Here is a 23,242-nt window from a genome sequence, read left to right on the forward strand (position 1 = left end):
TTAAACTCCTTTCCGGTAGTGGTACAGCTTCGTGATCGAACCGGTAACGTCCGACAGGAACCCGGAGGCGATCAGAATGAGGAACATTAGGTTCAGTGGCTGATCGGTAGCAAGAGACACCATAGCAAGCAGAAAACCGAGTATAAACAGGAAAAAAGAGTTCCGGTGAGCTTTTAACTCAATGAGTTTATCCAGTTCGTCGGCAAATGCCGGTTCTTTCTCCCCGGTGGTGATCCGGAAGATGATGTTGAAAATAATGCTGATCACAATATGCGCGATAATAGACACCAGCGTCAGGACTAACACGAAGGAGCCCCAGTAACGGATGCTTTCCTCAAGCGCCATTCCTTCCTCCGGGTACTGCGCATACTTATACAGGCAATAGACGGCAAAAATAAGCACGGCGCTAATTAACGTGGTAATGCTTTTCTTCTCCTGATAGGTCAAGCGTTGTACCTCCTTGAATGGTAAAGTAAGTTAAGTTCTATATACAAAATGTAATCTAAACTATACTCGATGTCAAGTTAACTTTACACGAATGGCAAGCCTACTTTTTCAGATGAAAAAAGCCCTCCCACGGATAAAGCTTGGCGCGGGAGAGTCTTTGGATAAGAATTTATAAGATTCGGATTAGTAACGGTCCATAATCAATTGGGTTTTCAGCGAATCCTGGGCAAGGAACCAGCCTTTGTTCTGCAGGTAAGCGACCAGCTCATCATGCTTGGCGGAAGCGGTTGTTGCGCTGGTTGTCTTGAAGGAAGCCTCAACGACATATTCCGTGCCGGTGCCTGCAGCGTTCTTGATCGGCCATACTTCGACGTACAGCTGCATGCCGCTCCAAGTACCGATGGAACGTTTGGCGAGCACCGGACCGAAGTAACGGGAAGCTTGAAGCTTGTTCGTACCCCAGTCGTTAGACAGCCAGTCATTGAATTTATCCGGCGCGTTGTTGATCATCAGGCTGCGGGCGTCGCTGATCGACGGGAGATCCATGCCGCTGTAACCGGACTTGCTGCCGCTTTTGCTGCGGGTGATGCTGAGCGTTTTCTTCTGATAACCCCATTCCACTTGGGCTTCGTAGTTCGTATCGCCGGAATTAAAACCATCGTTGCTCGCTTGCGTCAGCGCCGCGTTAATATCGTTATTGTTAATGGTGTAACGCTTCTTGTAGGATAATTCGAAGTTGTCTTCGCCCTCCGTCTTGCGGATGCGGGTGCTCCAGCCGTTGTTGTAGATGTCTTTCGCGTTGGTATCAAGGAAGGCCACGTTCATCTTCGTTACCGTAGTTGGCATCGAGAAGGCGCTTAAGACCGAGCTGGTCAGCTTGAAATCGGGGCCAAGCGTTGTGCTTGGATCCATCAGAAGCTTAACCTCGTAATCCGGAACCATGTTGCTTGCCGCATGCGCCTCGGAAGGGGCGACGCCGGCTTCGGTAACGAGCGCAGCACCCAGTGCGATAATGACCGCTGCCATACCGATGAAACGTTTGAACATAAATTCATCTCCTTTGATAAAATGTTGGAATAATGATTCCGAAGAAGATAATATCTATGAATTATTTGCGCATGATTATGCTTGTATGCAATATTTGTAAACGGAGATTCTAAGGGTTAGAAGATAGGGGCCGGAATCATGTATAATGCTCGTATAGCATACATAAGAAAGGCGGTTATTCCTTCATGAACAATATCGTATCGTTAAAATGGCTTCTTGCCCGCTTATATGAGACAGACCTCGTTATCGTCGACTGCCGGTTCCAGCTTGGCAAGCCGGACTTCGGCCGCGAGGCTTATGAAGCCTCTCATATTCCTGGTGCCGTATATCTCGACTTGGAAAAGGACTTGTCCGCTCCAATCGACGAGCATGGCGGACGCCATCCGCTGCCGGACATTACGGATCTCACAATCGCGCTGAGCAAGGTTGGCATCAGCAACGAAACCCGCGTTGTCGCGTACGACGACCAAGGCGGAGCATTCGCTTCCCGTCTGTGGTGGCTGATGAAATATTTGGGCCATGAGCAGGTGTTCGTACTGGATGAAGGCTTTACCGCTTGGCAAAATGCCGGCTTCCCGGTGAACGCGGAGCAGAAGGTGCTTGTACCTGCACGCTACCTGGCTACCGTACAGCACAACATGCTGATCGAGATGGATGAAGTCAAAGAGAAGCTTGGCGCTGAGCATATCACGCTGATCGACTCCCGCGACGGCGCGCGTTACCGCGGTGAGATTGAGCCATTAGACCGGATTGCCGGCCATATTCCGGGGGCTATTAATCGTCTCTGGTCGGAAGGCAAGGGAGAAGACGGCAAGTGGAAAAGCGCGGACGAGCAGGCAGCCCGATTCGAGGATCTGCCGAAGGACCAGGAGACTATCGTCTACTGCGGTTCCGGCGTAACGGCATGCCCGAACGTGCTTGCTCTGCAGGAAGCGGGCTTTACGAAGGTAAGGCTTTACGCGGGTAGCTGGAGTGATTGGATCTCCTATGAGGAGAATCCGATTGCGGTTGGGGACGAGTAAGGGCTGAAGTTGAAAAGAAGTTTGTGAGTGAGAATACAGAACACGGCGAGTTTGGGGCCGGTGCTCTGTATTTTTTTATGCTCCTAAGTCAACGTAGAGTCAACAGTAATATTATTACGTTCTTCATATAGAAAATCAAAACTAGTTTTTTTTATATAGACTTGGTAAATTATCCTAGTAGCGTTTATACTTATATTTACCATTAAAAAACGTAGGTGAGATAATGTCGATTCTGGCAATTGTGACAGATAATTCGCTAGAAGAAAATAAGTTGGAAATCCAAAATCAACAAGATATACGTCTGAAAAATAAAATTAGGCGTAGAAAGAAAAACAAATTATTAATAAGTAAAGAAATAAAAAGGAAAAAGGTACAGAGAAAGATAATTAAAAGGAGAGCAAAAAAACATAGATCTAAAAAACGAACTCAATACATAGAGAGAAAAGAGCAATCACTAAAGTCGTTTCATAAATTCATTGAAAAGTCTAAATTTAATGCCAACTATAATTTCGATAAGAAAGTAAGGATGACAAGAAAAGGTCAAATAATTGTAGAAATACCTAGTTCTTTTTCTTTGATTAATAATCCTGATGAGTGTATCGAAGTGTATAAAAAAATATACCAATATGGCATGTCATCTTCAAATCGTGGATTATATTTTGATCACTCACAATGCAAAGATCTTGAACTCGGAGCTTCAGCTGTAATGGATGTACTTGCGATTAACGTAAAGAATTACCACAAGAGGATGAAGCGACGGTTTAATTTTAGCGGTGAATTGCCCGATGATCAGAATATAAAAATGAAACTATATGTAAGTGGACTCCTGAAACATCTAGGTATTAACAATTTATTGGAACAAAAAATTAAAGAGGAAAATAAGAACCTCCAATTGTTGGAATTAGTAAGAGGCGGACATCATTCAACAACGATGCTTGTTAAACGATCAAATAACTCAGGAACTGCAACAACAGAAGTTATTAACTATTTTGACAGATGCGTGCGTACTCAAGGTTTTGAGCTCTCGTTGAAAGGGAAAAATTATTTTGGCAGATTAATTGGTGAGGTTATAAATAACTGTGAACAACACTCTGGTGATTTCTGTCAATGGTTTGCATTAGGGCATTATGATGTAAATGAAGATGGTTATGGAGAATGTAGCTTGGTCTTATTTAATTTTGGAAAATCAATTTATGAAAACATGAAAAGTTCGACAATTGCACCGGACATAAAAAATGCTCTGGATCGATTGACAAAAATACATAAGTCTAAATGGTTCAGAATAAAGAAAGAATGGGATGAAGAAGTTCTTTGGACTCTTTACGCACTGCAAGAGGGAGTTAGTCGACTTAGATCTACGCAACAAAAAGACCGAGGTGTTGGAACGATTAAATTGATTGAATCGTTTCAAACCATCGGATGTACTGTTGGTGGCAAGACACCTGAAATGAGTATAATTTCTGGAAATGCATTTATTCTTTTTAATAATGAATACGAATTAGGTGAGGTAGACGTTGATGGTCACAAGTTGCGTAGAATTGCATTTAATGAATCAAATGATTTAGAGCAACCACCTAACCCGAGAAACGTAAAGAAATTGAAAAATTTCTTCCCAGGGACTATTGTAACCATGAAATTATTTTTAGATAAAACATATTTAAAATATGGAATTGATAAGGTGGAGAGTTCATGAGCAATAAGAAAATTGACCTTTCAAATTTTAGAGGAACAAATTCAAAAATTTACTCAGGTCGTGATGAGGGTATATATGCTAGAAAGACATTAGGAATTGATGCACTGGATAATGATGATCTTAAATATAATGTTGTCGTACCGTTAGATACATGGTCAATAAATGCATCATTTTTTCTTGGGCTCTTTGGGGAAAGTATTAGAAAACTGAAGGAAGAAAAATTTAGAAAAAAATATGAATTTACTTGTACTGAAACAATTGAAGATGACATTGATGATGGAATTAGAGAGGCACTAAAAAGCAGTACAGCTTTGGGAGAATAGGAGCCAAAATTTTGTTTAAAAACATATTAGTAGTTATTTTCATCTGTCTTTCAGTATATTTGTTTTTCGCAGGGTATGATTTTCAACAGTTTATTAATGACATAAGTAAAGATCCAAAAAAATATGATTACTACAAAGGACTAAGTGTGTTATTTACAACAGGGATTTCATTAATCAATTTTTTAGTTGTAATAACATTCTTTTTTTCGGAAAGAGTTTTCAAAATTAAGCAGCTAAATTATGAAAGAAAGGCCTTTTGGTTCAGAAAAACTATAATAGAAAAAAGGATTGATGATATTAATACTGCGTTTAAGAAAGTCGAAGATGAAGAATTTAATGAGGTATTAAAAAATGAGGATTTATTTAGTAAAAAAATAAGAGAACATTGTAAAAAGTCTGCTGAAATACTTATTGATATTAACAATATAACAAGGGTGTTTAATAGAAATCTATTTGAGGAGCTTAGTCAAATTCGTAGAGATTTTGAAGATGGGTTTATGAAAAAAGCGGAAAGTATATTTCAAAAGAGAATAAAAAAGAAAGAAATGGACCAATTTATTAATATGCAAAAAGAAAAATACTTAGAAACGCTATATAAATTTGAAGTTAATAATTATTATCATAAAACCAAAAAAGTTCCCAAAGGCTGAGCTTTTTAAATAAGATAAATAAAACCGGAGACCGTGTATATAGGTTCCGGTTATTTTTGTTCTGATCCCGTCTCCCATGAAGAGATACAAACAACACGTAAAGAAAGTTACAATATACATGGTTATATGCAAATCATATCATCCTTTTAGGTATTTAATATTTTGGTTATTTTGGGCGGGGTTGGTTGGTACTTTGTAGGCAAAGGGTTGAAGGTTATCCAAGGGGATCGAGCGACTGTGGACGGTTCGGGCATTTTGGGGTGTATTGTTCATGCTAATCGATGGTGCTGTATTCCGAGATCGGGTGCGTGGTCGATGTTCTTTCTAGGGTCGGTGAGCTGCTCCCACTCCACGTCAACATCCGCCCACGACCTTTCGCTGATGATTTCCCTTTCTCCGAACCAATGGCGCTGGTGCTTTCGGCACCACGACATTGCAATCGTCGTCCCGGATCAATGCATCAGAATTGTCCGGATGTACATTCAGCCCCCTTTCGGAGCCAATTACACAACTGGAGCGATTGGAGCGATTGGATCTCCTATTAGGAGAATCCGATTGAGGTTCGGGAAGAGTAAGGCTGAGAGTTGAATAGAAGATGAGATACAGAGCACGGCGAGGTGGATGCCGCTGCTCTTTATTTATTATGTTTTGTTGTTCAACACCAGGCACCACATAACAAAAAGCCGCGCATTCCGCGCGGCTCCTCCTAAAAACCGTTAAACCTGTACCCCCTGCTTCCGGTACACCTCCGGAAAATGATCGCCAACGAGCAGCTCGCCCGGCTTTACGTTGACGTAGGAGAGCATGACATGTTCACCTACAGGCTCGTAGCGGGTGTGGCCCGGCATGTAGTGAACGGCGATGGCGCGGCGCTTCATCTCGGAGTGGTTGTGCGGGCTGCCGTGCCAAGTCAGGCAGTGGTGGTATCCCACTTGGCCTTTCTTGATCTCGAACGGCACGGCATTTACGACCGCGTTGTTCGGCAGCATCTCCGGCTGTTTATGGTACGGCATGAAGTCCGGCGTGTTCGCCAGATAGCGCTGGTGATTGCCCCATTTGTGGCTGCCCGGCACCATCCACATGCAGCCGTTCTCGATCACGGCGTCGTCAAGCGCGACCCATGCGCTGACGAGATCGGCAGGCTGAATGATTGGCCACAGCGGGTGATCCTGATGCCAGTTCGTAGGTCCGCCCGTAATCGGCGGCTTATATTGCACTTGGTCATGCCAGATCCGAAGCGAATTGGAATGGCACAGCTGCGCCACTTCCTCGCAAATGACCGAATGCGCGGCATGCTGGAGGAAACGATCGCTGGCAAGCCAGATATTAACGATCTGGACGACACTCTCGCTTGTGATCATTTTCATATTGTCATAGGGCGAATCCGAATCCAGCATGTTGCGATTCAAGACAGGCTTATTGACGGTCTCGCCGTTCATCACCTTATCCAGCTCCTCGCGAAGCTCCTCTACCTGGTCGTCGTTCAGCACGACCCCGCCTTTTAGAAAACCGTTGTTTTCAAACTCCGCGATTTGTGCTTGACTTAACATAACAACTCCTCCTTAATAATCAATCGAACTTGCGTTACAACTTGATGTGCTAAGCATAGCGGAGTTTGCAAGCGGTGTATTTACAGATACGAAACAGGTCTTTGCACTTTTCAAATATCCTTGATCATTTCTGCCATGAGGTGATTTCGCCGTATGATCCAAGACCCGCCGCATTCCTATCCGGATATCATCCTGGGCTTTATCGATGACCTGCAGCCAACGGTTAACTTTGCGAGCCGGGCCGAAGTGCCTGCCTTCGAGCAATGGGGGCCTCGCATGATCCCGGACTATCAGCTATTCTGCCTGCTCTCGGGCGAAGCCGAGATAAGTATCGGGCAGGAGCAATATACGCTGGCAGCAGGAGACAGCGCGCTGTACGGACCCCATTGCCCGCACCGAATTATCGCTCGAACGGGTGCCGTCTTCATCGGTGTTCATTTTGCATACCGGCAGTCGTCGCCGGAGCCTGTCCATCCCGCATTCTCGATTGAAGCCTGTAGCGAGGAGAAGCTTCAAGCCAGTATCCGTCCCAGCTATAAGCTTGAGCTCCCAAACAAAGAGCTGCTGGAGCTGCCGCCTTTTTTCACTAAGCCTGACCTTAAGCCGATCTTAATGCGGATTGTAAAAGAATACATGAACGAGCAGCCGGGCTACCGCATCGTGCTGCGATCATTAATGATAGAACTGATCACTACCATCGTTCGCAATCAGCTGACGACGCGGCCGAGGTCGCCGGAGCAGGACAAGATTGATCCTGCGCTCCAGGCGATCAACGAGCAGCCGGAGAAGAACTGGACCGTAAATGAGCTGGCTGCGCTATGCGGCTATCACGTCATTTATTTCTCATCGCTGTTTCGCAAATGTACCGGAGATAGCCCGAAGCAATATCTCATCAACGAACGTATCCGTAAAGCGAAATATTACCTGCTGAGCGGCGAGAAAATGGATGTGATCGCGAAGCGGCTAGGCTACACAAGCGTCCATTATTTCTCCCGCAATTTTAAAGAAGAGACAGGTCTGACGCCTACGGAATTCAAAAATGGATAGTCCAAACTCGATGCTTCGATTATCGACGTTACGGTATCCTATGTTATTCTAAAACTATATCGATTGGATTTCCTATAATGAGAATCCGTTTACGCATGTCGGTTTGCTAATTTTAATGACATCCAACTCATGATCGGAGGAAAAAACATTGTCAACTTCTACAGCCGTACAATCCTTGTTCCGACCGTTTACTCTTGGGCAGCTTACACTGGCCAATCGCATTGTGATGGCGCCTATGACCCGCGCTATGTCTCCGAATGGGGTGCCTGGAGCGGATGTTGCCGCTTATTACCGCCGGAGAGCCGAGAATCATGTCGGCCTTATCATAACCGAAGGAACGGTGGTGAATCATCCCGATTCCTCAAACTCGAAGGATGTGCCTCACTTTTACGGAGAAGAGGCTTTAAAAGGCTGGGCTAACGTCTTATCCGAGGTTCATGCCGCAGGCGGCAAAATTATGCCGCAAATCTGGCATATGGGCACGAAGAAGCACGTGAATGACTATTCCGAAGCGGAGATTACCGCTATCGTCCAAGCATTCGCCGACGCGGCTTTTGAAGCTAAGAGGATCGGCTTCGACGGCATAGAGCTTCACGGCGCGCACGGCTATTTAATCGACCAGTTCTTCTGGGAGAAAAGCAATCAGCGTACGGACCGTTACGGGGGTAGTCTGCTAGCCCGCACCCGATTCGCCGAAGAGGTCGTCCGGGCTTGCCGCGAAGCTGTTGGGCCGGATTTCCCGATTGCGCTGCGAATTTCGCAGTGGAAAGAAAGGGAATACACCGTGAAGCTGGCTTATAATCCTGAAGAGCTGGAGCAATTTCTACAACCGCTGGTGGATGCAGGCGTGGATATTTTCCATTGCTCGACCCGCCGGTACTGGGAGCCTGAATTTGCCGGATCTGATTTGAATCTTGCGGGCTGGGTGAAACGGATCACTGGCAAACCGACGATTACCGTCGGCTCGGTTGGACTCGACAGTGATTTCATGACCTTCTTCACAGAAGGAAAAAGCTCTGCCAATACAGGAATTGACGGGCTTGTGCAAAAGCTCGAAAATGATGAATTTGATCTGGTGGCAATCGGCAGGGCACTGCTGGTTGATCCGGCATGGGCCAGCAAAATCCGTGAAGGTAAATTGACTGAATTGGTGCCGTTCACGCCTGAAGCGCTGAAGACACTATTCTAAACAGATATATATTTTATTAGAGTAAAGGCGGCTCCTTGCGGATCCGCTTTTTTGCTCTGATGAGCGATTTCACTGCCTTCGCCGTACTTTTCCTGCCGGCAGCCTTCTATGCAGGAGGCCTGCATAATAAATCGGAAGATTATCGAGGTTAATCATAATGACCCCAATCATACTATCGCTTTGGACGCAGGAGAGAATCAAGTGTTCCACCGAACGATTAAAGCGAATATGCTGTACGCCAAAAAACTAGCCGGCTTCGGCACAAGCCATCCGTTGAAAGGAAGGCCGTAATCATGGGGATGTATGTTAAAAAGCTGAATCATGCAGAAAAAGACAGCTTACTCGTCAACCAAGCTTTTTTTCGGAAATTCGCAGGCAGGCCGTCCACCGTTAAGGTGCATTTCGGGGCTTGGAATAGACAACTAAAGGTGAGTGTATCTCAAAGTCTGCCAAGCAATACAATCGGTATTTCGTCGAAATCGCTGGAAGGGTATAGCCTTCCGCCTTTGAAATATAAAGTGTTGGTCAAAGGGAATAACGTCCACATCGGTCCCGTACTAGGGATCGTCGCGTTTAAACCAGGGGATGCTATTACAATAGAGAAAGCAAAGAATTACAATGATTACTTACGTCCCTATTCTCAGATACAGGGCTTAATCTATATTTGCGGGGCAGACGATATTTAAGTTGTGGAAATGGCTTTCCCCGCATCCGGCGATCCGCAAGCATTTGCCTCATACGAGAAAGCTGCAGAGCCGCAAAGACCTGGATGACATGTTATCCCGTTATAACGCCGTTTATTTGAAACCCACTATGGAATCTATGGCCAGGGGGATTATAAAAGCGTTTCGCAAAGGGGATGGCTATCAAGTTCATTTACCCTGAAAATAATAAAAAGACCAGTCCTTATCGAATCGTATCTGTAGGGCCCAAGGAAGCAGCCGGTTTTCTAGCGAATCTCCTGCGGGAGCATCAGTATATCGTGCAGCAAGGGATAGAAATGAAACGACAGGGCAGCAGAGGCATCGACTTCAGGGTCATCATGCAAAAAAACGAACAGCTTCAGTGGTCCTGTACGGGTGTCATTGCAAGGTTCGGCAAGAAAAACGGCATTGTTACGAACTTCACCTCCGCCGGCTTTGCAAGCAAAGGCTTAAATGCGCTGCAAGGCACTTACGGCTATAGCCGAAGTCAGTCGCTGCGGACGCAGCAACGAATGATCGAGATATGCGCCAAGGCGTGCAAGATCTTCGATTCCAAAGGCGGGAATTACGCCGATATTGGCGTCGATGTAATGGTGGATAAAAACGGTCATATTTATGTGCTCGAAGTGAACATTTTACCCGATCACCACCTGGCGTTGTATGCAAAGCAAAGGGACCTATACCTGAAGCAGATTGCTAAGCCGTTGCTGTACGCGAATGCACTCTCTGGCTTCAAAAAATCTAATTAATGTAAGAGCGCGGTGAATGATGCCAGCGCTCTTTTTTTGGTACGCCATAAGAAAAAAAGAAGGGTGGGAATCGTGATTAAGATTTTCTTGTATCAAAAAACTTGACACAGATATTAGTGAAGAGTACAGTGAAGTATAAGTTACGGATGAGGGGAATGTGCGGTTGTGGCTAAATACACCGTTATAAAGGAAGATATTAAGCGGCGGCTGAATAGTGGAGAATGGACGGAAGGCTATAGATTGCCATCCAGCCGCGAGTTCGCCCATTATTATGAGTCCAGTGTGAATACGATTGAGAAAGCGATTAAAGAGCTGGCGGAAGAAGGCTTGCTAATCCGGGATACCCGGAGAGGAACCTTTATGAATAAAGGGAAGGAGCCTTTGCCAGGCGGTTCCCGTCTGATAGCTGCTTTTGTTTTCGGTATTGATAATCCGATATGGGCCACTGCATTAAGAGGCGTGGAAGACGCCTTGTTTTTGAGGGGATATCAGCTGTTAAGCTCAAGTGATGATCGGAACATGGAGAAGCTGGAATCTCTCGTGCGGGGAGCGGTGGAAAGAAAGGTCGAAGGGGTTATTTTAAGCCCCATGATGAGTCATGGGCATGAAGAGATTAATAACCGGATCTTCTCTATGCTCGAGAGCAACGGTATTAAGCATGTAAACTTGGATCGCGTTGTCTACAACACTAGTATTCCATATGTTACCAGTGATAATATTTCAGGCGCGTACAATCTGACCAAACTTCTTATCGCACAAGGTCATCGACGAATATTATTTATTAAAAACTCAAATATAAGTACAATAAATGAACGGCTCTTTGGTTTTAAACAAGCATTTATCGACTCCGAATTAGAGTATTCCGATGAATTCGAAGTTTTTATTTCAACCAAATATGAGGATTTCATTGATGAATTTGATGCGTATTGTGAAGTTTTAGAGAAAAAAATGAAGGAGATGCAGTTCACGGCTGTTTTTACCGCAAATGATCAAATTGCCGAAGCCGCTATCCGTTCGTTCGAAAACCTGAATTATCGTATCCCTGAGGATGTATCGTTTGTAACGTATGACGCTGAGAATTTAAATCGCAGAATTAAATTAAATGTCACCGGTGTCACCCAGCCCTTTTATGAAATGGGACAATGTGCTGCAAAATTATTGCTGAACTTGATTGATGACCATGAAAATCAAGCTTTTTATAATCAAGTTTGCAATTCCAAAATATATATCGGCAAGTCTGTGAAATCGATCATCACCAAATAAAAACGTTTCTGTTATACCAATTAGCGGCTTCGTTGAATTTCCTTTATGGATATTCAACGAAGCTGTTTTTTTACTTAAAGCTTTAATAAAATTTCAACATCTGTATCATTTATATATATATTTTTAAATACAAGTAATTAATATATTGACACAGTTGTTCATAGACTGTATTGTTCTTTGTAAGCGGAAACAATTTGTTAATCGGTTCAGCGAAGCTGGAAACAACACGTAGCCTGAGGGGGGGAACAAGATGGTAAGTTCACGCAAGCTTTTGAAAGTATGTTGGCGGCAGCGGTATTTATTTTTAATGGTTGTGCCCGGTTTTTTGGTTGTACTGGTATTCAGTTACTTTCCAATGTACGGGATTCAGATCGCCTTCAAAAAGTATAGTGCGGTAAGCGGGATGTGGGGCAGCGATTGGGTAGGGTTTAAGTATTTCGTTTTATTTTTTCAAGATCCGATGGCAATGAGGGTGCTCAAGAACACCTTATTGTTAGGCGTCTACTCCTTGCTGTGGGGGTTTCCCGCCCCGATTATACTGGCACTGCTATTCAATGAATTAAAGCGTCCTCTGTTCAAAAAAGTGGTCCAGACTATCTCCTATTTGCCGCACTTCATTTCCACGGTCATTATTATTGGCATCCTTCGAACCTTCACCGAAAGAGATGGCTTGTTTAACCAAATTGCAGCTTGGTTCGGCAGCGATCCGATAGTGTTTCTGTCAGAGCCCGAATGGTTCAGGAGCATATTTATCGGTTCAAGCATATGGCAGGGAATCGGCTTTGGCACAATCTTGTACCTGGCGGCATTAAGCAGCGTTGATCCTACGCTCTATGACGTTGCGAATATCGACGGCGCAAACCGTTGGAAGAAGGTGCTGAATATTAACTGGCCGCACATCAAACCAACAACAATCATTTTGCTTATTTTGTCCCTTAGCGGTATTTTGGGCACGGATTTCCAGAAGATTCTTCTGCTCTATAACCCGGACACCTATGAGGTTGCGGATGTTATTGGGACCTATCTTTATCGCGAGGGCATCATGGGGTCCAGATTCGAATATACAACGGCCATTGGGCTCTTCCAGTCATTGGTTGCATTTATCTTGCTCGTAGGGGCAAACATGCTTAGCCGCAAAGTATCGGACACGAGTATATGGTAGGGGGTGCAAAAGCTTGGTAGGTAAAGAAAGCGTGGGGTCGAGAATATTCGACCTGTTGAATATGGTGCTGATGCTGCTTCTATGCGTGGCCATGTTATATCCATTCTTGAACGTTATTGCAACTTCACTTAGCAACTCCGAGCATATTCTTAGAGGCGATATTACGATTTTTCCGAAGGGCTTTAATCTAGGCGGTTACAGGTACATATTGAAGGATCCCTTCCTCTATTCGGGCTACGCTCATTCCATTATTTACGCTGTCGGGTCCACCCTGTTTATGCTGACCTTCACTTCGCTGATGGCTTACCCGCTCACCATTCCGGAGTTCGTGGCCAAAAAAATTCTTTCGATCTTTCTGGTCATTACGATGTTCTTTAGCGGCGGCTTGATTCCTTCGTATTTGCTCGCACGCAGCCTTCATTTGCTTGATACCTATTGGATCATCATTATTCCGGGCTGTGTATCCGCGTTTAATGTCTTTTTGTTCAGATCCTTCTATCAAACAATACCGGCCGATTTGCGAGAATCCGCCGTGATCGACGGTGCTAACGAGATTCAAATTTTAATAAAAATCATTTTGCCGCTTTCCAAGCCGCTCTTGGCCACATTTGCGCTATTCGGCATTGTCGGAAGCTGGAATAGCTGGTTTGAAGCACTTGTCTATCTTCAGGACGAGAGTAAGTATCCTTTACAGCTCATTTTAAGAAAATATTTGTTTTCCATTTCCTTTGATTCCGGCACCGGAACAGAAGTCATGCAGGCGATGCTGTCGCAAATGAATATAAGCCCCAAAAATATTCAAATGGCTATAGTCGTCATTGCGATGTTCCCTATCATGGTGATTTATCCGTTTCTCCAGAAGTATTTCGTGAAAGGCGTCATGATTGGCGCTGTTAAAGGCTGATTTTCCAAGGCTGCCGAGAGGAGTGGTGCCTATTCGAAAAGAGACCTGAGCCGGCCTAGCAACATTCGCATGTATGACAATGATTCCAGGAGGGGTAAAGATGAGACAACGCATCAAATTAACTTCTTTATTGCTTGCAGGCGTATTAAGCACGGGAACCGTTTTGGCAGGTTGCAGCTCCGACTCTACTTCCGCAAACTCAGGGAACACCGAAGCTGCGGAGCAAGCCGGAGGAACATTAAGCTTTTCCGTAACGCTGCCCTCCTTCGGCGCCAAAATCGAGGACTCCATGGTGCAGAAGGAATGGGTTAAACAAATGGAAACCCTTATGGGCAAGAAGCTGGACATCAAATTCAATTACATCCCGATTGGCGAGTACGATGAGAAATCCAAACTGCTTCTGGCGAGCGGCGATACGACGGATCTGTTCATGGTCATGAGCAAAGACCTCTATAAGCAATATGAAACGGAGGGCACGTTTCTGGATTTAAGCAAGTATTCGGACCTGCTGCCGAACTACTTGGGCCTGGTCGACCAAGCGACGGACGGAAAAATCAAAGCGATCCGGTCCGATGGGCAGTTCTACGGGTTATGGAACATAGACCTTCCGCGGCAGGCGAAGGATAAAGGAATGGGCGTATACACGCCGGCAACTTATCGCTATGATATCTTTCAAAAGGAAGGCATCCCTATTCCAACTACGTTAGACGAGCTGTACGCGGCTGCCAAAACGTTAAAAGAGAAATATCCGAACTCCTATCCGGTCAATACGCAAGGCGGCTCTTTCGATTCGCTCTTTTACGCTAATCATAATGGCGGCTCCTCCATCTATTGGAACGGGGAAAAGTATGTTTACGGGCCGTTCGAAGACTCCTATAAGGAAGCGCTGCAGTATGCAAATAAGCTGTACGCCGAGAAGCTGCTAGACCCTGAGACGTTCTCGGACAAATCCGACGCCGTAAAGAAGAAAGCAATGAACGGCACGAACTTCATCTTGCTGTCTAACTGGTTTACCTTCGCCGGGGACTGGAACCGCGCATCAACCGGAGGAGAAAAATTCGTCATTTCTTTGTTCCCCGACAACCCTAAATACGGGAAAGCATGGCAAAGCGTGAACGACTTCAGCTCCGTAAGCGTCAGCTCGGGCGCGGTGATGGTTGTCAGCCCGAAGGCGAAGAATGTGAAGGATTTAGTAAAGCTGCTGGATTTGCAATACAAGCCGGACATTGTAAACTTGATTACTTGGGGAATCGAGGGTACGACCTATACGAAAGACGCCAGCGGCAAACCGACCTTCGTGGATTCGATTAAACATGCGGAAAACCCGTGGATGGAAGGCGATAAATACGGAATGCGTTCAAGCAGCTCCTACCGTCCAGGACTGCAGATGGCGATTGACACAAGAGCATTCGTTGATTTTGCGCCAAAAGATTCCGGTATTGTCAATGGCAAGCTAATTGATCAACCGTGGGAAACCGCATTCCAAGAAATGCCCTTCCCTAATGACTACGTCCCTCCAATGATTTTCGATCCTAGTCTCGAATTTACGGATGCTGAACGCGAGCAGATTACTTCGGTAATGTCGCCGGTAAATACGTATGTTGCGGAAATGCAAAATAAATTCGTGAATGGCAAAGAAAGCTTTGATAACTGGGCAGCCTTTCAGACTAAAATTAAAAAAACAGGCGATCTCGACAAAGTGCTCAAAATCTATGGGGATGCACTAAAAAGATACGAAGAAAGACGTGCAGCAAATAAATAAGTAATCCTATGCCCGTTCTTCCCCTCCCAGGAGACGGGCTTTGCGTTTGAACATTCGAAACGGGTGGTGGATATTTGCGTGGAAGCAACGGAATGGAAGCAAAGAGTGAAAAAGTATAAGGGAATCTTCACGGAACCGCCGAGAACAGTACCTTCGGACAAAGTCGTCGACAGCCCGGTAATCGGCAATGGCGACCTTGGTGTCACCATTAGCGGAAGACCGGAACAGCAGCGTGTATGGATATCGAAAACGGATTTCTGGAAAGCGCAGAAGATGTACCCCAATGGCAGCCCGTGCCTGCTTGGCGGAATCGATATTCATATACCTGATCTAATAAATGCTTCGTATTATTGCGAGCAGCGGCTGGATAAGGCCAAGGTCGTATCAACATTTCATGGACCGGCTGCGTCGGTCTACATGACCTCCTGGATTTCAGCCTGGGACAATGCGTTAATCGTAGAGCTGAGCTGCGAGGGGCAATCGGTATCCGTTACGCCGGATCTATGGGTGCAGCAGGGGAATGGATCGGAAACGGAATATGGTCAGGATGGCGACACGGCTTGGGCGACGCGTAGATTTTCAGGCGACGATATCGAATGGCCAACGGAGGGCGTTATTGCTATGCGCAGCTCGGCAGGCAGTCATTCCTTTACGCTGCAGCCTGGAACAAAACAATATTTAGTTGCCTGCGTAATGACGAACCATGACGAGGAAAATCATTTGCAGGAATCGATTCGAAAAGTCGGTCTTATCGGCGAGAATATGATTGCTTCGCTGCGCTCTGAGCATGATGACTGGTGGAGCGCGTTCTGGGCAAAGTCTGCCATTGAAATCGGGGATGAATTACTGGAAAAGTTCTGGTACGGCTCCCATTACATTATGGCCTGCTGCAGCCGCAACAAGAGGTTCGCGCCTGGCTTGTTCGGCAATTGGATTACGACGGATACCCCGGAATGGTCGGGCGATTACCACTTGAATTACAACTATCAGGCCCCATGGTGGGGCGTATATTCATCCAACCATATTGAACTAAGCGAACCGTATGATACGCCGCTGCTGGAATATATGCCGAACGGCCGCCGGTACGCCGAGGAATACTTGGGATGCCGAGGACTCTACTACGATGTCGGTATTGGCCCGAAAGGTTTACCCACCGCCTTGTGTAATACCCCATACGAGAACGGGCATATGTTTTTGGGACAAAAGAGCAATTCGGCGTTAAGCACGGTCAACATGCTGATGCGGTTTTATTATACCTATGATTTGGAATACGCTGGATTCGTATACCCCTTCCTCGCTGAGGTTGCGGATTTCTGGGAGGATTACCTGACCTTCGAGGATGGCCGGTACGTGATTCACCGTGATGCTATTCATGAAGTCGGAACCTATACGGAGTCGCATGACGATGATCATTGGGACCGCGGCCTGGAGGATATGAATCCTATCCTTTCCTTAGCGCTCATCCGAATGCTATTTAAAGGGCTTCTCGATATTTCCCGGCAATTGCGGCTCGATGCAGATCGTCACGAGAAGTGGACTCATATTTTGGAGCATATTAGCGAGTATCCAACGTTCCAGCGCGAAGGGAAAACGATATTCCGCTTAACGGAGCAAGGTTACGATTGGTGGCCGGACAATACGCTGGCCATCCAGCATATTTGGCCTGCCGGCGGAATAGGTCTTGATTCGGATCCTGGGCTTTTGGAGATTGCCAAGGATACGATTACGGTATTGAATCGATGGACGGATTACAACGGCTTCCCGACGATATTTACCGCCGCGGCGCGTGTCGGTTATGATCCCGAGACGATCTTGCGCGAGCTTCGCCGCCAATGCTCGGAGCACAGCTTCCCGAATCTGTTTATTTTCTTCGGCGGAGGTGGCATCGAATGCTGCAGCGGAGTGCCTGCGGCTATCAACGAGATGCTGCTGCAAAGCCACGAACAAGTGATCAGGCTGTTCCCGGTCTGGCCGCGGGACAAAGCTGCCCGTTTCCACAATCTGCGAGCTGTTGGAGCATTTGTTATCTCGAGCGAGCTGTCGGAAGGCAAGGTAACGAACATTGAGCTTACAAGCGAGAAAGGCCAACCTTGCCGCATCTTCAACCCTTGGCCTAACGAAGCGTTTTCTTTAATGGAAGTTGACGTTGAGCAGCAAAAGCAAATAGAGTGGCAGCTGTCTGCCGATATCATCTCTTTCCATACGGAAACAGGCAAATCCTACACTTTGCGTCGTCATGAGATATAGATTATTAACCATTAATGATTAAATTCAGCATGTCAGGGTGAATGTGTATGTCAAAAATTAAAGATGTGCTTGTGCTCCATCATAGCCATTTGGATGTCGGTTACACGCATGCGCAGCCTATTCTGTTGGAGCTGCAAAAAAAATATATCGATCAAGCCTTGCAGTTATGCGAACGAACCGAGGATTGGGACGAGGCTAATAAATTCCGCTGGACCTGCGAATCTAGTTATCCCGTGCTCCAATGGCTGGAGAAAGCAGACAATAAGCAGGTTGAGAAGCTTGGCCGTTATTTGCAAAATGGGCAGATGAGCATTTCCGCTTCGTTCATGCATACGACGCCGCTTGTGACCGCAGAGCAAACGGCCCGTATGCTGCAGCCGATCAAGGAGCTGCGCTGCCGGTTTGGGATCGAAATCAAAACGGCTATTCACCACGATGTCAACGGCCAGCCTTGGCCTTACTGCCAGCAGCTGATTGATGCTGGAGTAGAGTTCTTCGTCATGGGTATAAACATTCATATGGGTGCCGTTCCTTTCACAAGGCCCAACGCTTTCCATTGGGAGGCCCCCGATCGCAGGAAGCTGCTGACGTTTAACGGGGAGCATTATTCGCTGTTTAGCCAAATTCTTGGAGTAAACGCCAAAAATACGGCTATCATGGCGCAAGGCCTTGCCCCCTATTTGCGGAAGATTGAGAATAATCCCGAATATCCGTTTGATTTTATCTATTTAACCGCAACCAATCTGCCGCTATACGATAACAACCCTCCGGACCAGGAGCTGGCAGAACTTATCAAGCAATGGAACGGCGAATCGCGTGAACAGCAAATCTCATTCGTAACCCCGGAGCAGCTGTACGCTAGAGTACGCAAGCATGCAGAGCAGCTCCCCACTCATGCCGGGGATTGGACGGATTATTGGAACTTTGGCTCGGGCAGCTCTGCCAAGGAAACGAAGCTGAATCGCCGCACGAAACAAGGCATGAAAGCGGCCGAGCTGCTGGAAGCCTTCCAAGGCGAAACGGATCAAGGATATTCCGTAATCAAACGGCAGGCTTGGGAGCAAATCCATTTGTTCGATGAACATACTTGGGGCGCATTTAATGCCATTGCCGATCCCGATCACTTGAACGTCGATATTCAATGGGCTCATAAATCGCATTACGCGTACCAAGGCAATAGCCTGACCGGTTACTTGCTTGGAAGCCAATTGGAGAAGCTGGCCGGAAATCCGCTTCAGGCGGATGACCCCGAGGGGGTTCTGCTTGTGAACTATTCATCAGCTCCGATTGTTCACGACCTGCGGATTCCCTCAAGCTTTCGAACGCCAGGCCGCCATCTGAGCGCCGACAGAATGAGACAGGTGCTCATGAATAACGATCGACTTGCTGCCGGAGAAAGTTATGGAGTGATCGAACTGCCGCCGTTCAGCTGGCGCAAAATTCCGTTCGACAAGCTTCGGCGTGCAGAGCCCGCTTCGAATATGGAAGCGTTCCCCGGCTCCAAAGAGAAATGGAACGATCCGTTTAGCGCGATGAATCAGGGATACGAGATCAAGGTTCTGGACGGCCGAATTGAATCTCCCTACCACAGGCTTGATTTTGATCCGGTTAGGGGAAGAATTATAAGCTTGTACGACAAACAAAGCGACTGGGAAGCGCTTGATTTGTCCAGTCCTTGGACGTTGTTTCAATATGTTCAGGAGACGATTGACACGACCATTGCCGAAAATAGCAGACAAACTATTTTTTCGAGGGTGGTCGAGAAAGGCAACAACAGCATTAGCTGCTGGAATAACGACTGGCCAGCCTTAAGGCGGACATACTCCCAACTCATTCATTGCTCCGTTGAGCGGGGAACAAACGACGCAACGCTTGTGCTGCGATGGGATGCGCCAGGGCTGGATAACCTGGAGCAGCGCTTTACGCTATTTAACTACCGCCCTGATATAGAGATTAAGGTTTCTTATATGAAGAAGGACATTACGACGCCGGAAGGAACGTACTTTGCGATTCCGCTCAATTTGGGAAGCTGGCGGTGTTTATACGATACGGCCGGACAGCTCGTGGAGCTGGATGAGCAGCAGCTGCCTGGCGTATGCAGAGATTTTGTGACCGTGGACAAAAGCGTTTCCCTATTCGATGAAGATAATGGTATAACATTGGTTTGCCCCGATGCGCCGTTGGTCCAAATAGGAGATTTCAATTTCGGTAGAGAGCATAAGCAAATCGACAGGTCGGCCAAGCCATTGCTGTTGGCCTGGCCGATGAATAACTACTGGGAAACGAACTTTAGAGCGCGGCAGCCCGGTTTTCATTCTTTTACTTACTTGCTGTCAACCTATCGGGCATTCGAATCGTCGGCCGTTGCCGAAGCCTCAACTCGGGCCGTATCGCAAATTTATGCAACGCCTATTATGGGTTGCAAGCAGGAAGAAGCAGGTCAATTCATCCGTTTTGAAGGTGAGGATGCGCAAGTTGTCGATGTGAAACCCGCGGAGACAAGCAAGGGTATCATTGTACGGGTCAGTAATGTGAAAGACGGTCATACGGAAGCTCATTTGAGCTTTCCCGGCAGACGGATTGCGGAAGCATACCTGTCAAATGTACTGGAGGAGCAATTGGATTCATTGTCCGCCAAGGAGGAATTAGACGCGCTGCGCATCAGCCTTGGAGCTAGGCAAATGAAGCATCTGCTGATTATCTTAGAAGAATAGGACAACAAAGGACGAGTCAGCCAATCCTCATCAGAATTCAAAGATTTTTGATACAGAGCACGGCAAGAAGGCTGCCGGCGCTCTTTTTTTATGCGGAGAAGTCGATAGGAGGTCAAGAATGATAGGGAAAACTTCTTTGCAAATTGTTAGAAGAACAGATTATGATGAAGAGGTAGCTAGAAACAGGGAGGGATCAGGGGAATGAGTCAAGATCAATTACATGTAGATGCTCTTTTGAAAGCGGTTACGGACCGGTTGATTCCAGCGGATGGTTGGCAGTCGGCAAGCGATGCGGGAGTCTTAACCTATTTGGAGCGTTATGCCGAGCAAGACGCTGCAGTCTGGGCGAAGGTGATTGAACCCGGGCTCCGCTCTTTGCAAGAGGAAGCAATAAGGCTTCATGGGAAGCCGTTTTCCGAATTGCCTGCCGGTGAGCAAGATAAACTGCTGCAGGTAGCGGAATCTGACGCCTACCGGGACTGGCCTGTTTCGTCGAAGCTATTTTTCGATACGTTATTGAATCTAACAGCGGAAGGTTATTACGGGACTCCGGAAGCTGGAGGGAATAGAGAAGGAAAGTCGTGGGAGATGATAGGCTTTCGTCCGGGCCCTGTGGCAGAGGCGATTGCGCCAGCTCCGGAAGCTGATTTTCCGCATAAAACGCTTGAGCAGCTGCGGGACCGATACGATGCGGTGGTGATCGGAGCCGGAGCTGGGGGATCGGTAGCCGCGGCTGTTCTGGCTGAGTCCGGCATGCAAGTGCTTGTAGTCGAGCGCGGAAGCTGGCTGAAATACGATCAGGTTGGCAGGGACCATCTGCGGAATCACAGGATTAGCAAATACGGGCATAACACGGGTCCGGATGTGGAGGGCAATCCTCGCACGTTTGCTATGGCGGACGGCAGCGAGCGAATAACGCTGCCTATCGATGGGGATTACCATAATAACGCGATGACGGTTGGCGGGGGTACTCGGGTTTACGGCGCGCAGGCGTGGCGTTTCCATACGGAGGATTTCCGTATGGCGAGCCGTTACGGAATACCGGAAGGCAGCTCGCTCGCCGACTGGCCGATCTCTTACGAAGATCTTGAGCCTTATTACCAGCGCGCGGAATGGGAAGTTGGCGTATCCGGCGACGGGAGTGCCCATCCTGGCAGAGGCAAGCGTTACGGTCCTTATCCTATGCCTGCTATGCCTATGACGCTGGAAGCCGAACGGTTAGCCCGTGCTGCCCAAAAGCTAGGCTGGTATTCCGGTGCCGTACCGCTTCTTATTAACTCCGTTGAAAGGGACGGCCGGCAGGCTTGCGGCAGATGCGGTCAATGCGTGGGATTTGCCTGTCCAACGAACAGCAAAAACGGCGGGCATAACACGATGCTGGTTAGAGCGTTAGCGACGGGCAATTGCGATCTGATCTGCGATACCTTTGCCGAGTACATAGATACCGATGGAAGCAAACATGCGACCGGTGTCCGCCTAGTGCAGGAATTGAAGGGTTCGGTCCAACGTCGGCAAATACAGGCAGGACACGTGGTCGTTGCCGCGGGAGCGATTGAAAGCGCTCGGCTGCTGCTTAACTCCGCAAGCCATTCAGAGCCGGACGGAATCGGCAATCGGCATGGGCAAGTCGGACGAAACCTGCAGGGCCATGTTTATTCCGGCGCTTACGGGATTTTTGACGAGGTGGTTCAAGACGGCCTTGGTCCAGGGGTCAGCATAGCGACGTTTAACACGGAACATAGCAATTTGGGGATTATCGGCGGAGGGCTGCTCGCAAACGAGTTCACCCGGCTGCCTCTTATCCATTGGTATCGGGCGCTTTCGCCGAATGCGGCGAGATGGGGGATAAAGGGCAAGGAAACGATGCGCGATACCTTCTTGCGCACGAGCCAAATTCAAGGGCCTATTCAGGAAATTCCTAACGCCGAATCCAGGGTACGGCTGTCGAAGTCGGTGAAGGACCGTTTTGGCATACCGGTTGCTTCCCTATCCGGCAGCGTTCATCCCGAGTCCCTTCGGGCTGCGGCGGTGCTGGGAGGGCAGGCGGAGAAGTGGCTATGGGCAGCCGGGGCGCGTGAAGTCTGGCAGACCAAGCCGGGCGGAGGCTTAAGCGCGGGACAGCATCAGGCGGGTACATTGCGCATGGGGAACGATCCCGAGACATCCGTCACCGATCCGTCTGGCCGCGTGCACGGATACGACAATCTGTGGGTGAGCGATGGATCCGTTCACGTGACGAACGGCGGTGTTAATCCGGTGCTGACAATTATGGCCTTGGCCTTCCGCACGGCGGATAACCTGGTGAAACTGAGTTAGTTATTTAGGCGAAATTATTTTACAGACATTGTAGAAATCCGCATTCCGAAATCGACATAAGTACGTAAGTCAAATAAGTGATCGATGAGAGGAGCTTAAAGCATGCATTTTACGCTGATGTTTTTTGAAAGTACGGAGGATTTCGCCGCTCGCAAGGATCCTGAAAAACAGCAGGAGTATCTGGCAGGCTGGTCGCATTATGTTCATGCCCTGCGTGATTCCGGGGTTGTGGTTACCGGGTTTGGACTACATGCGCCAGAGACGGCAGCGACGTTAAAACGAAATGACGGAACGATTTTTGTACAGGACGGCCCCTTTACCGAAACGAAAGAACAGCTTGGCGGATTATTCGTTATCGACGTGCCTGACTTGGATGCTGCACTGGAGTGGGCGGCCCGCGCTCCCGTAAACGCAGTGGAAGTAAGACAAAATCTCCCGGCTATGTAACAGGAC

20 protein-coding genes are annotated in these 23,242 nt (G+C 47.3%); 17 read left to right on the forward strand and 3 right to left on the reverse strand.

Translation table 11 applies throughout. From position 1 onward, the window contains the following. Both WFJ73_RS24890 and WFJ73_RS24895 read right to left on the reverse strand, forming a co-directional pair. Complete coding sequence (locus tag WFJ73_RS24890; protein ID WP_201008606.1) at window positions 1-447, reverse strand: hypothetical protein; 447 nt, start codon at window positions 445-447, stop codon at window positions 1-3. Window positions 448-630: 183 nt separating this feature from the next. Next, window positions 631-1,494: a hypothetical protein gene (locus WFJ73_RS24895; RefSeq protein ID WP_336775647.1), complete on the reverse strand. Its 864-nt coding sequence runs from the start codon at window positions 1,492-1,494 to the stop codon at window positions 631-633. A 185-nt stretch (window positions 1,495-1,679) separates the two neighbouring features. Here WFJ73_RS24895 and WFJ73_RS24900 point away from each other — a divergent pair, with 185 nt between their 5' ends. The 4 genes from WFJ73_RS24900 to WFJ73_RS24915 all read left to right on the forward strand — a co-directional run bounded on the left by WFJ73_RS24900 (window position 1,680) and on the right by WFJ73_RS24915 (window position 5,182). Then, window positions 1,680-2,516 carry a sulfurtransferase gene (locus WFJ73_RS24900; protein WP_336775648.1) on the forward strand — a complete coding sequence of 279 codons (837 nt, stop codon included), beginning with the start codon at window positions 1,680-1,682 and terminating at the stop codon, window positions 2,514-2,516. A 223-nt stretch (window positions 2,517-2,739) separates the two neighbouring features. Then, window positions 2,740-4,209 carry a hypothetical protein gene (locus tag WFJ73_RS24905; RefSeq protein ID WP_336775649.1) on the forward strand — a complete coding sequence of 490 codons (1,470 nt, stop codon included), beginning with the start codon at window positions 2,740-2,742 and terminating at the stop codon, window positions 4,207-4,209. Then, window positions 4,206-4,532, forward strand: a complete 327-nt coding sequence (locus WFJ73_RS24910) for a hypothetical protein (RefSeq protein ID WP_336775650.1) — start codon at window positions 4,206-4,208, stop codon at window positions 4,530-4,532. Before WFJ73_RS24905 ends, WFJ73_RS24910 begins: the two co-directional genes overlap by 4 nt. A gap of 11 nt (window positions 4,533-4,543) precedes the next feature. Continuing rightward, window positions 4,544-5,182, forward strand: coding sequence for a hypothetical protein (locus WFJ73_RS24915; RefSeq protein WP_336775651.1), 639 nt, complete (start codon window positions 4,544-4,546; stop codon window positions 5,180-5,182). Between the two features lie 716 nt (window positions 5,183-5,898). Here WFJ73_RS24915 and WFJ73_RS24920 read toward each other — a convergent pair. Further along, window positions 5,899-6,732, reverse strand: coding sequence for a phytanoyl-CoA dioxygenase family protein (locus WFJ73_RS24920; protein ID WP_336775652.1), 834 nt, complete (start codon window positions 6,730-6,732; stop codon window positions 5,899-5,901). 153 nt (window positions 6,733-6,885) lie between these two features. On the opposite strand from WFJ73_RS24920, the gene WFJ73_RS24925 reads away from it, so the two are divergent. The 13 genes from WFJ73_RS24925 (at window position 6,886) to WFJ73_RS24980 (ending at window position 23,236) form a co-directional block, all read left to right on the forward strand. Beyond that, entirely contained in the window at window positions 6,886-7,779 is an 894-nt protein-coding gene (locus tag WFJ73_RS24925) for a helix-turn-helix transcriptional regulator (RefSeq protein WP_336775653.1), read from the forward strand. Window positions 7,780-7,927: 148 nt separating this feature from the next. Continuing rightward, complete coding sequence (locus WFJ73_RS24930; protein ID WP_336775654.1) at window positions 7,928-8,968, forward strand: NADH:flavin oxidoreductase; 1,041 nt, start codon at window positions 7,928-7,930, stop codon at window positions 8,966-8,968. Between the two features lie 293 nt (window positions 8,969-9,261). After that, window positions 9,262-9,654, forward strand: a complete 393-nt coding sequence (locus WFJ73_RS24935; RefSeq protein ID WP_336775655.1) for a hypothetical protein — start codon at window positions 9,262-9,264, stop codon at window positions 9,652-9,654. 43 nt (window positions 9,655-9,697) lie between these two features. Then, window positions 9,698-9,853, forward strand: coding sequence for a YheC/YheD family protein (locus tag WFJ73_RS33475; protein ID WP_442955991.1), 156 nt, complete (start codon window positions 9,698-9,700; stop codon window positions 9,851-9,853). Continuing rightward, window positions 9,828-10,421 (forward strand): YheC/YheD family protein, encoded by a 594-nt coding sequence (locus WFJ73_RS24940; protein ID WP_336775656.1) that lies wholly within the window; start codon window positions 9,828-9,830, stop codon window positions 10,419-10,421. Before WFJ73_RS33475 ends, WFJ73_RS24940 begins: the two co-directional genes overlap by 26 nt. Window positions 10,422-10,586: 165 nt before the next feature. After that, entirely contained in the window at window positions 10,587-11,684 is a 1,098-nt protein-coding gene (locus WFJ73_RS24945) for a GntR family transcriptional regulator (protein WP_336775657.1), read from the forward strand. Window positions 11,685-11,934: 250 nt separating this feature from the next. Continuing rightward, window positions 11,935-12,846 carry an ABC transporter permease gene (locus WFJ73_RS24950; protein WP_336775658.1) on the forward strand — a complete coding sequence of 304 codons (912 nt, stop codon included), beginning with the start codon at window positions 11,935-11,937 and terminating at the stop codon, window positions 12,844-12,846. Between the two features lie 13 nt (window positions 12,847-12,859). Beyond that, window positions 12,860-13,750, forward strand: coding sequence for a carbohydrate ABC transporter permease (locus WFJ73_RS24955; protein WP_336775659.1), 891 nt, complete (start codon window positions 12,860-12,862; stop codon window positions 13,748-13,750). Window positions 13,751-13,850: 100 nt separating this feature from the next. Continuing rightward, window positions 13,851-15,512: an ABC transporter substrate-binding protein gene (locus WFJ73_RS24960; protein ID WP_336775660.1), complete on the forward strand. Its 1,662-nt coding sequence runs from the start codon at window positions 13,851-13,853 to the stop codon at window positions 15,510-15,512. Between the two features lie 78 nt (window positions 15,513-15,590). Further along, complete coding sequence (locus WFJ73_RS24965) at window positions 15,591-17,759, forward strand: glycosyl hydrolase family 95 catalytic domain-containing protein (protein WP_336775661.1); 2,169 nt, start codon at window positions 15,591-15,593, stop codon at window positions 17,757-17,759. Window positions 17,760-17,806: 47 nt separating this feature from the next. Then, window positions 17,807-20,473 carry a glycosyl hydrolase-related protein gene (locus tag WFJ73_RS24970; protein ID WP_336775662.1) on the forward strand — a complete coding sequence of 889 codons (2,667 nt, stop codon included), beginning with the start codon at window positions 17,807-17,809 and terminating at the stop codon, window positions 20,471-20,473. 201 nt (window positions 20,474-20,674) lie between these two features. Further along, window positions 20,675-22,789: a GMC family oxidoreductase gene (locus WFJ73_RS24975; RefSeq protein WP_336775663.1), complete on the forward strand. Its 2,115-nt coding sequence runs from the start codon at window positions 20,675-20,677 to the stop codon at window positions 22,787-22,789. Between the two features lie 102 nt (window positions 22,790-22,891). Further along, entirely contained in the window at window positions 22,892-23,236 is a 345-nt protein-coding gene (locus WFJ73_RS24980; RefSeq protein ID WP_132311116.1) for a YciI family protein, read from the forward strand. The last annotated feature ends 6 nt before the right edge of the window (window positions 23,237-23,242 follow it).

This window comes from Paenibacillus sp. MMO-58 (genome assembly GCF_037146255.1).
Lineage (GTDB): Bacteria > Bacillota > Bacilli > Paenibacillales > Paenibacillaceae > Pristimantibacillus.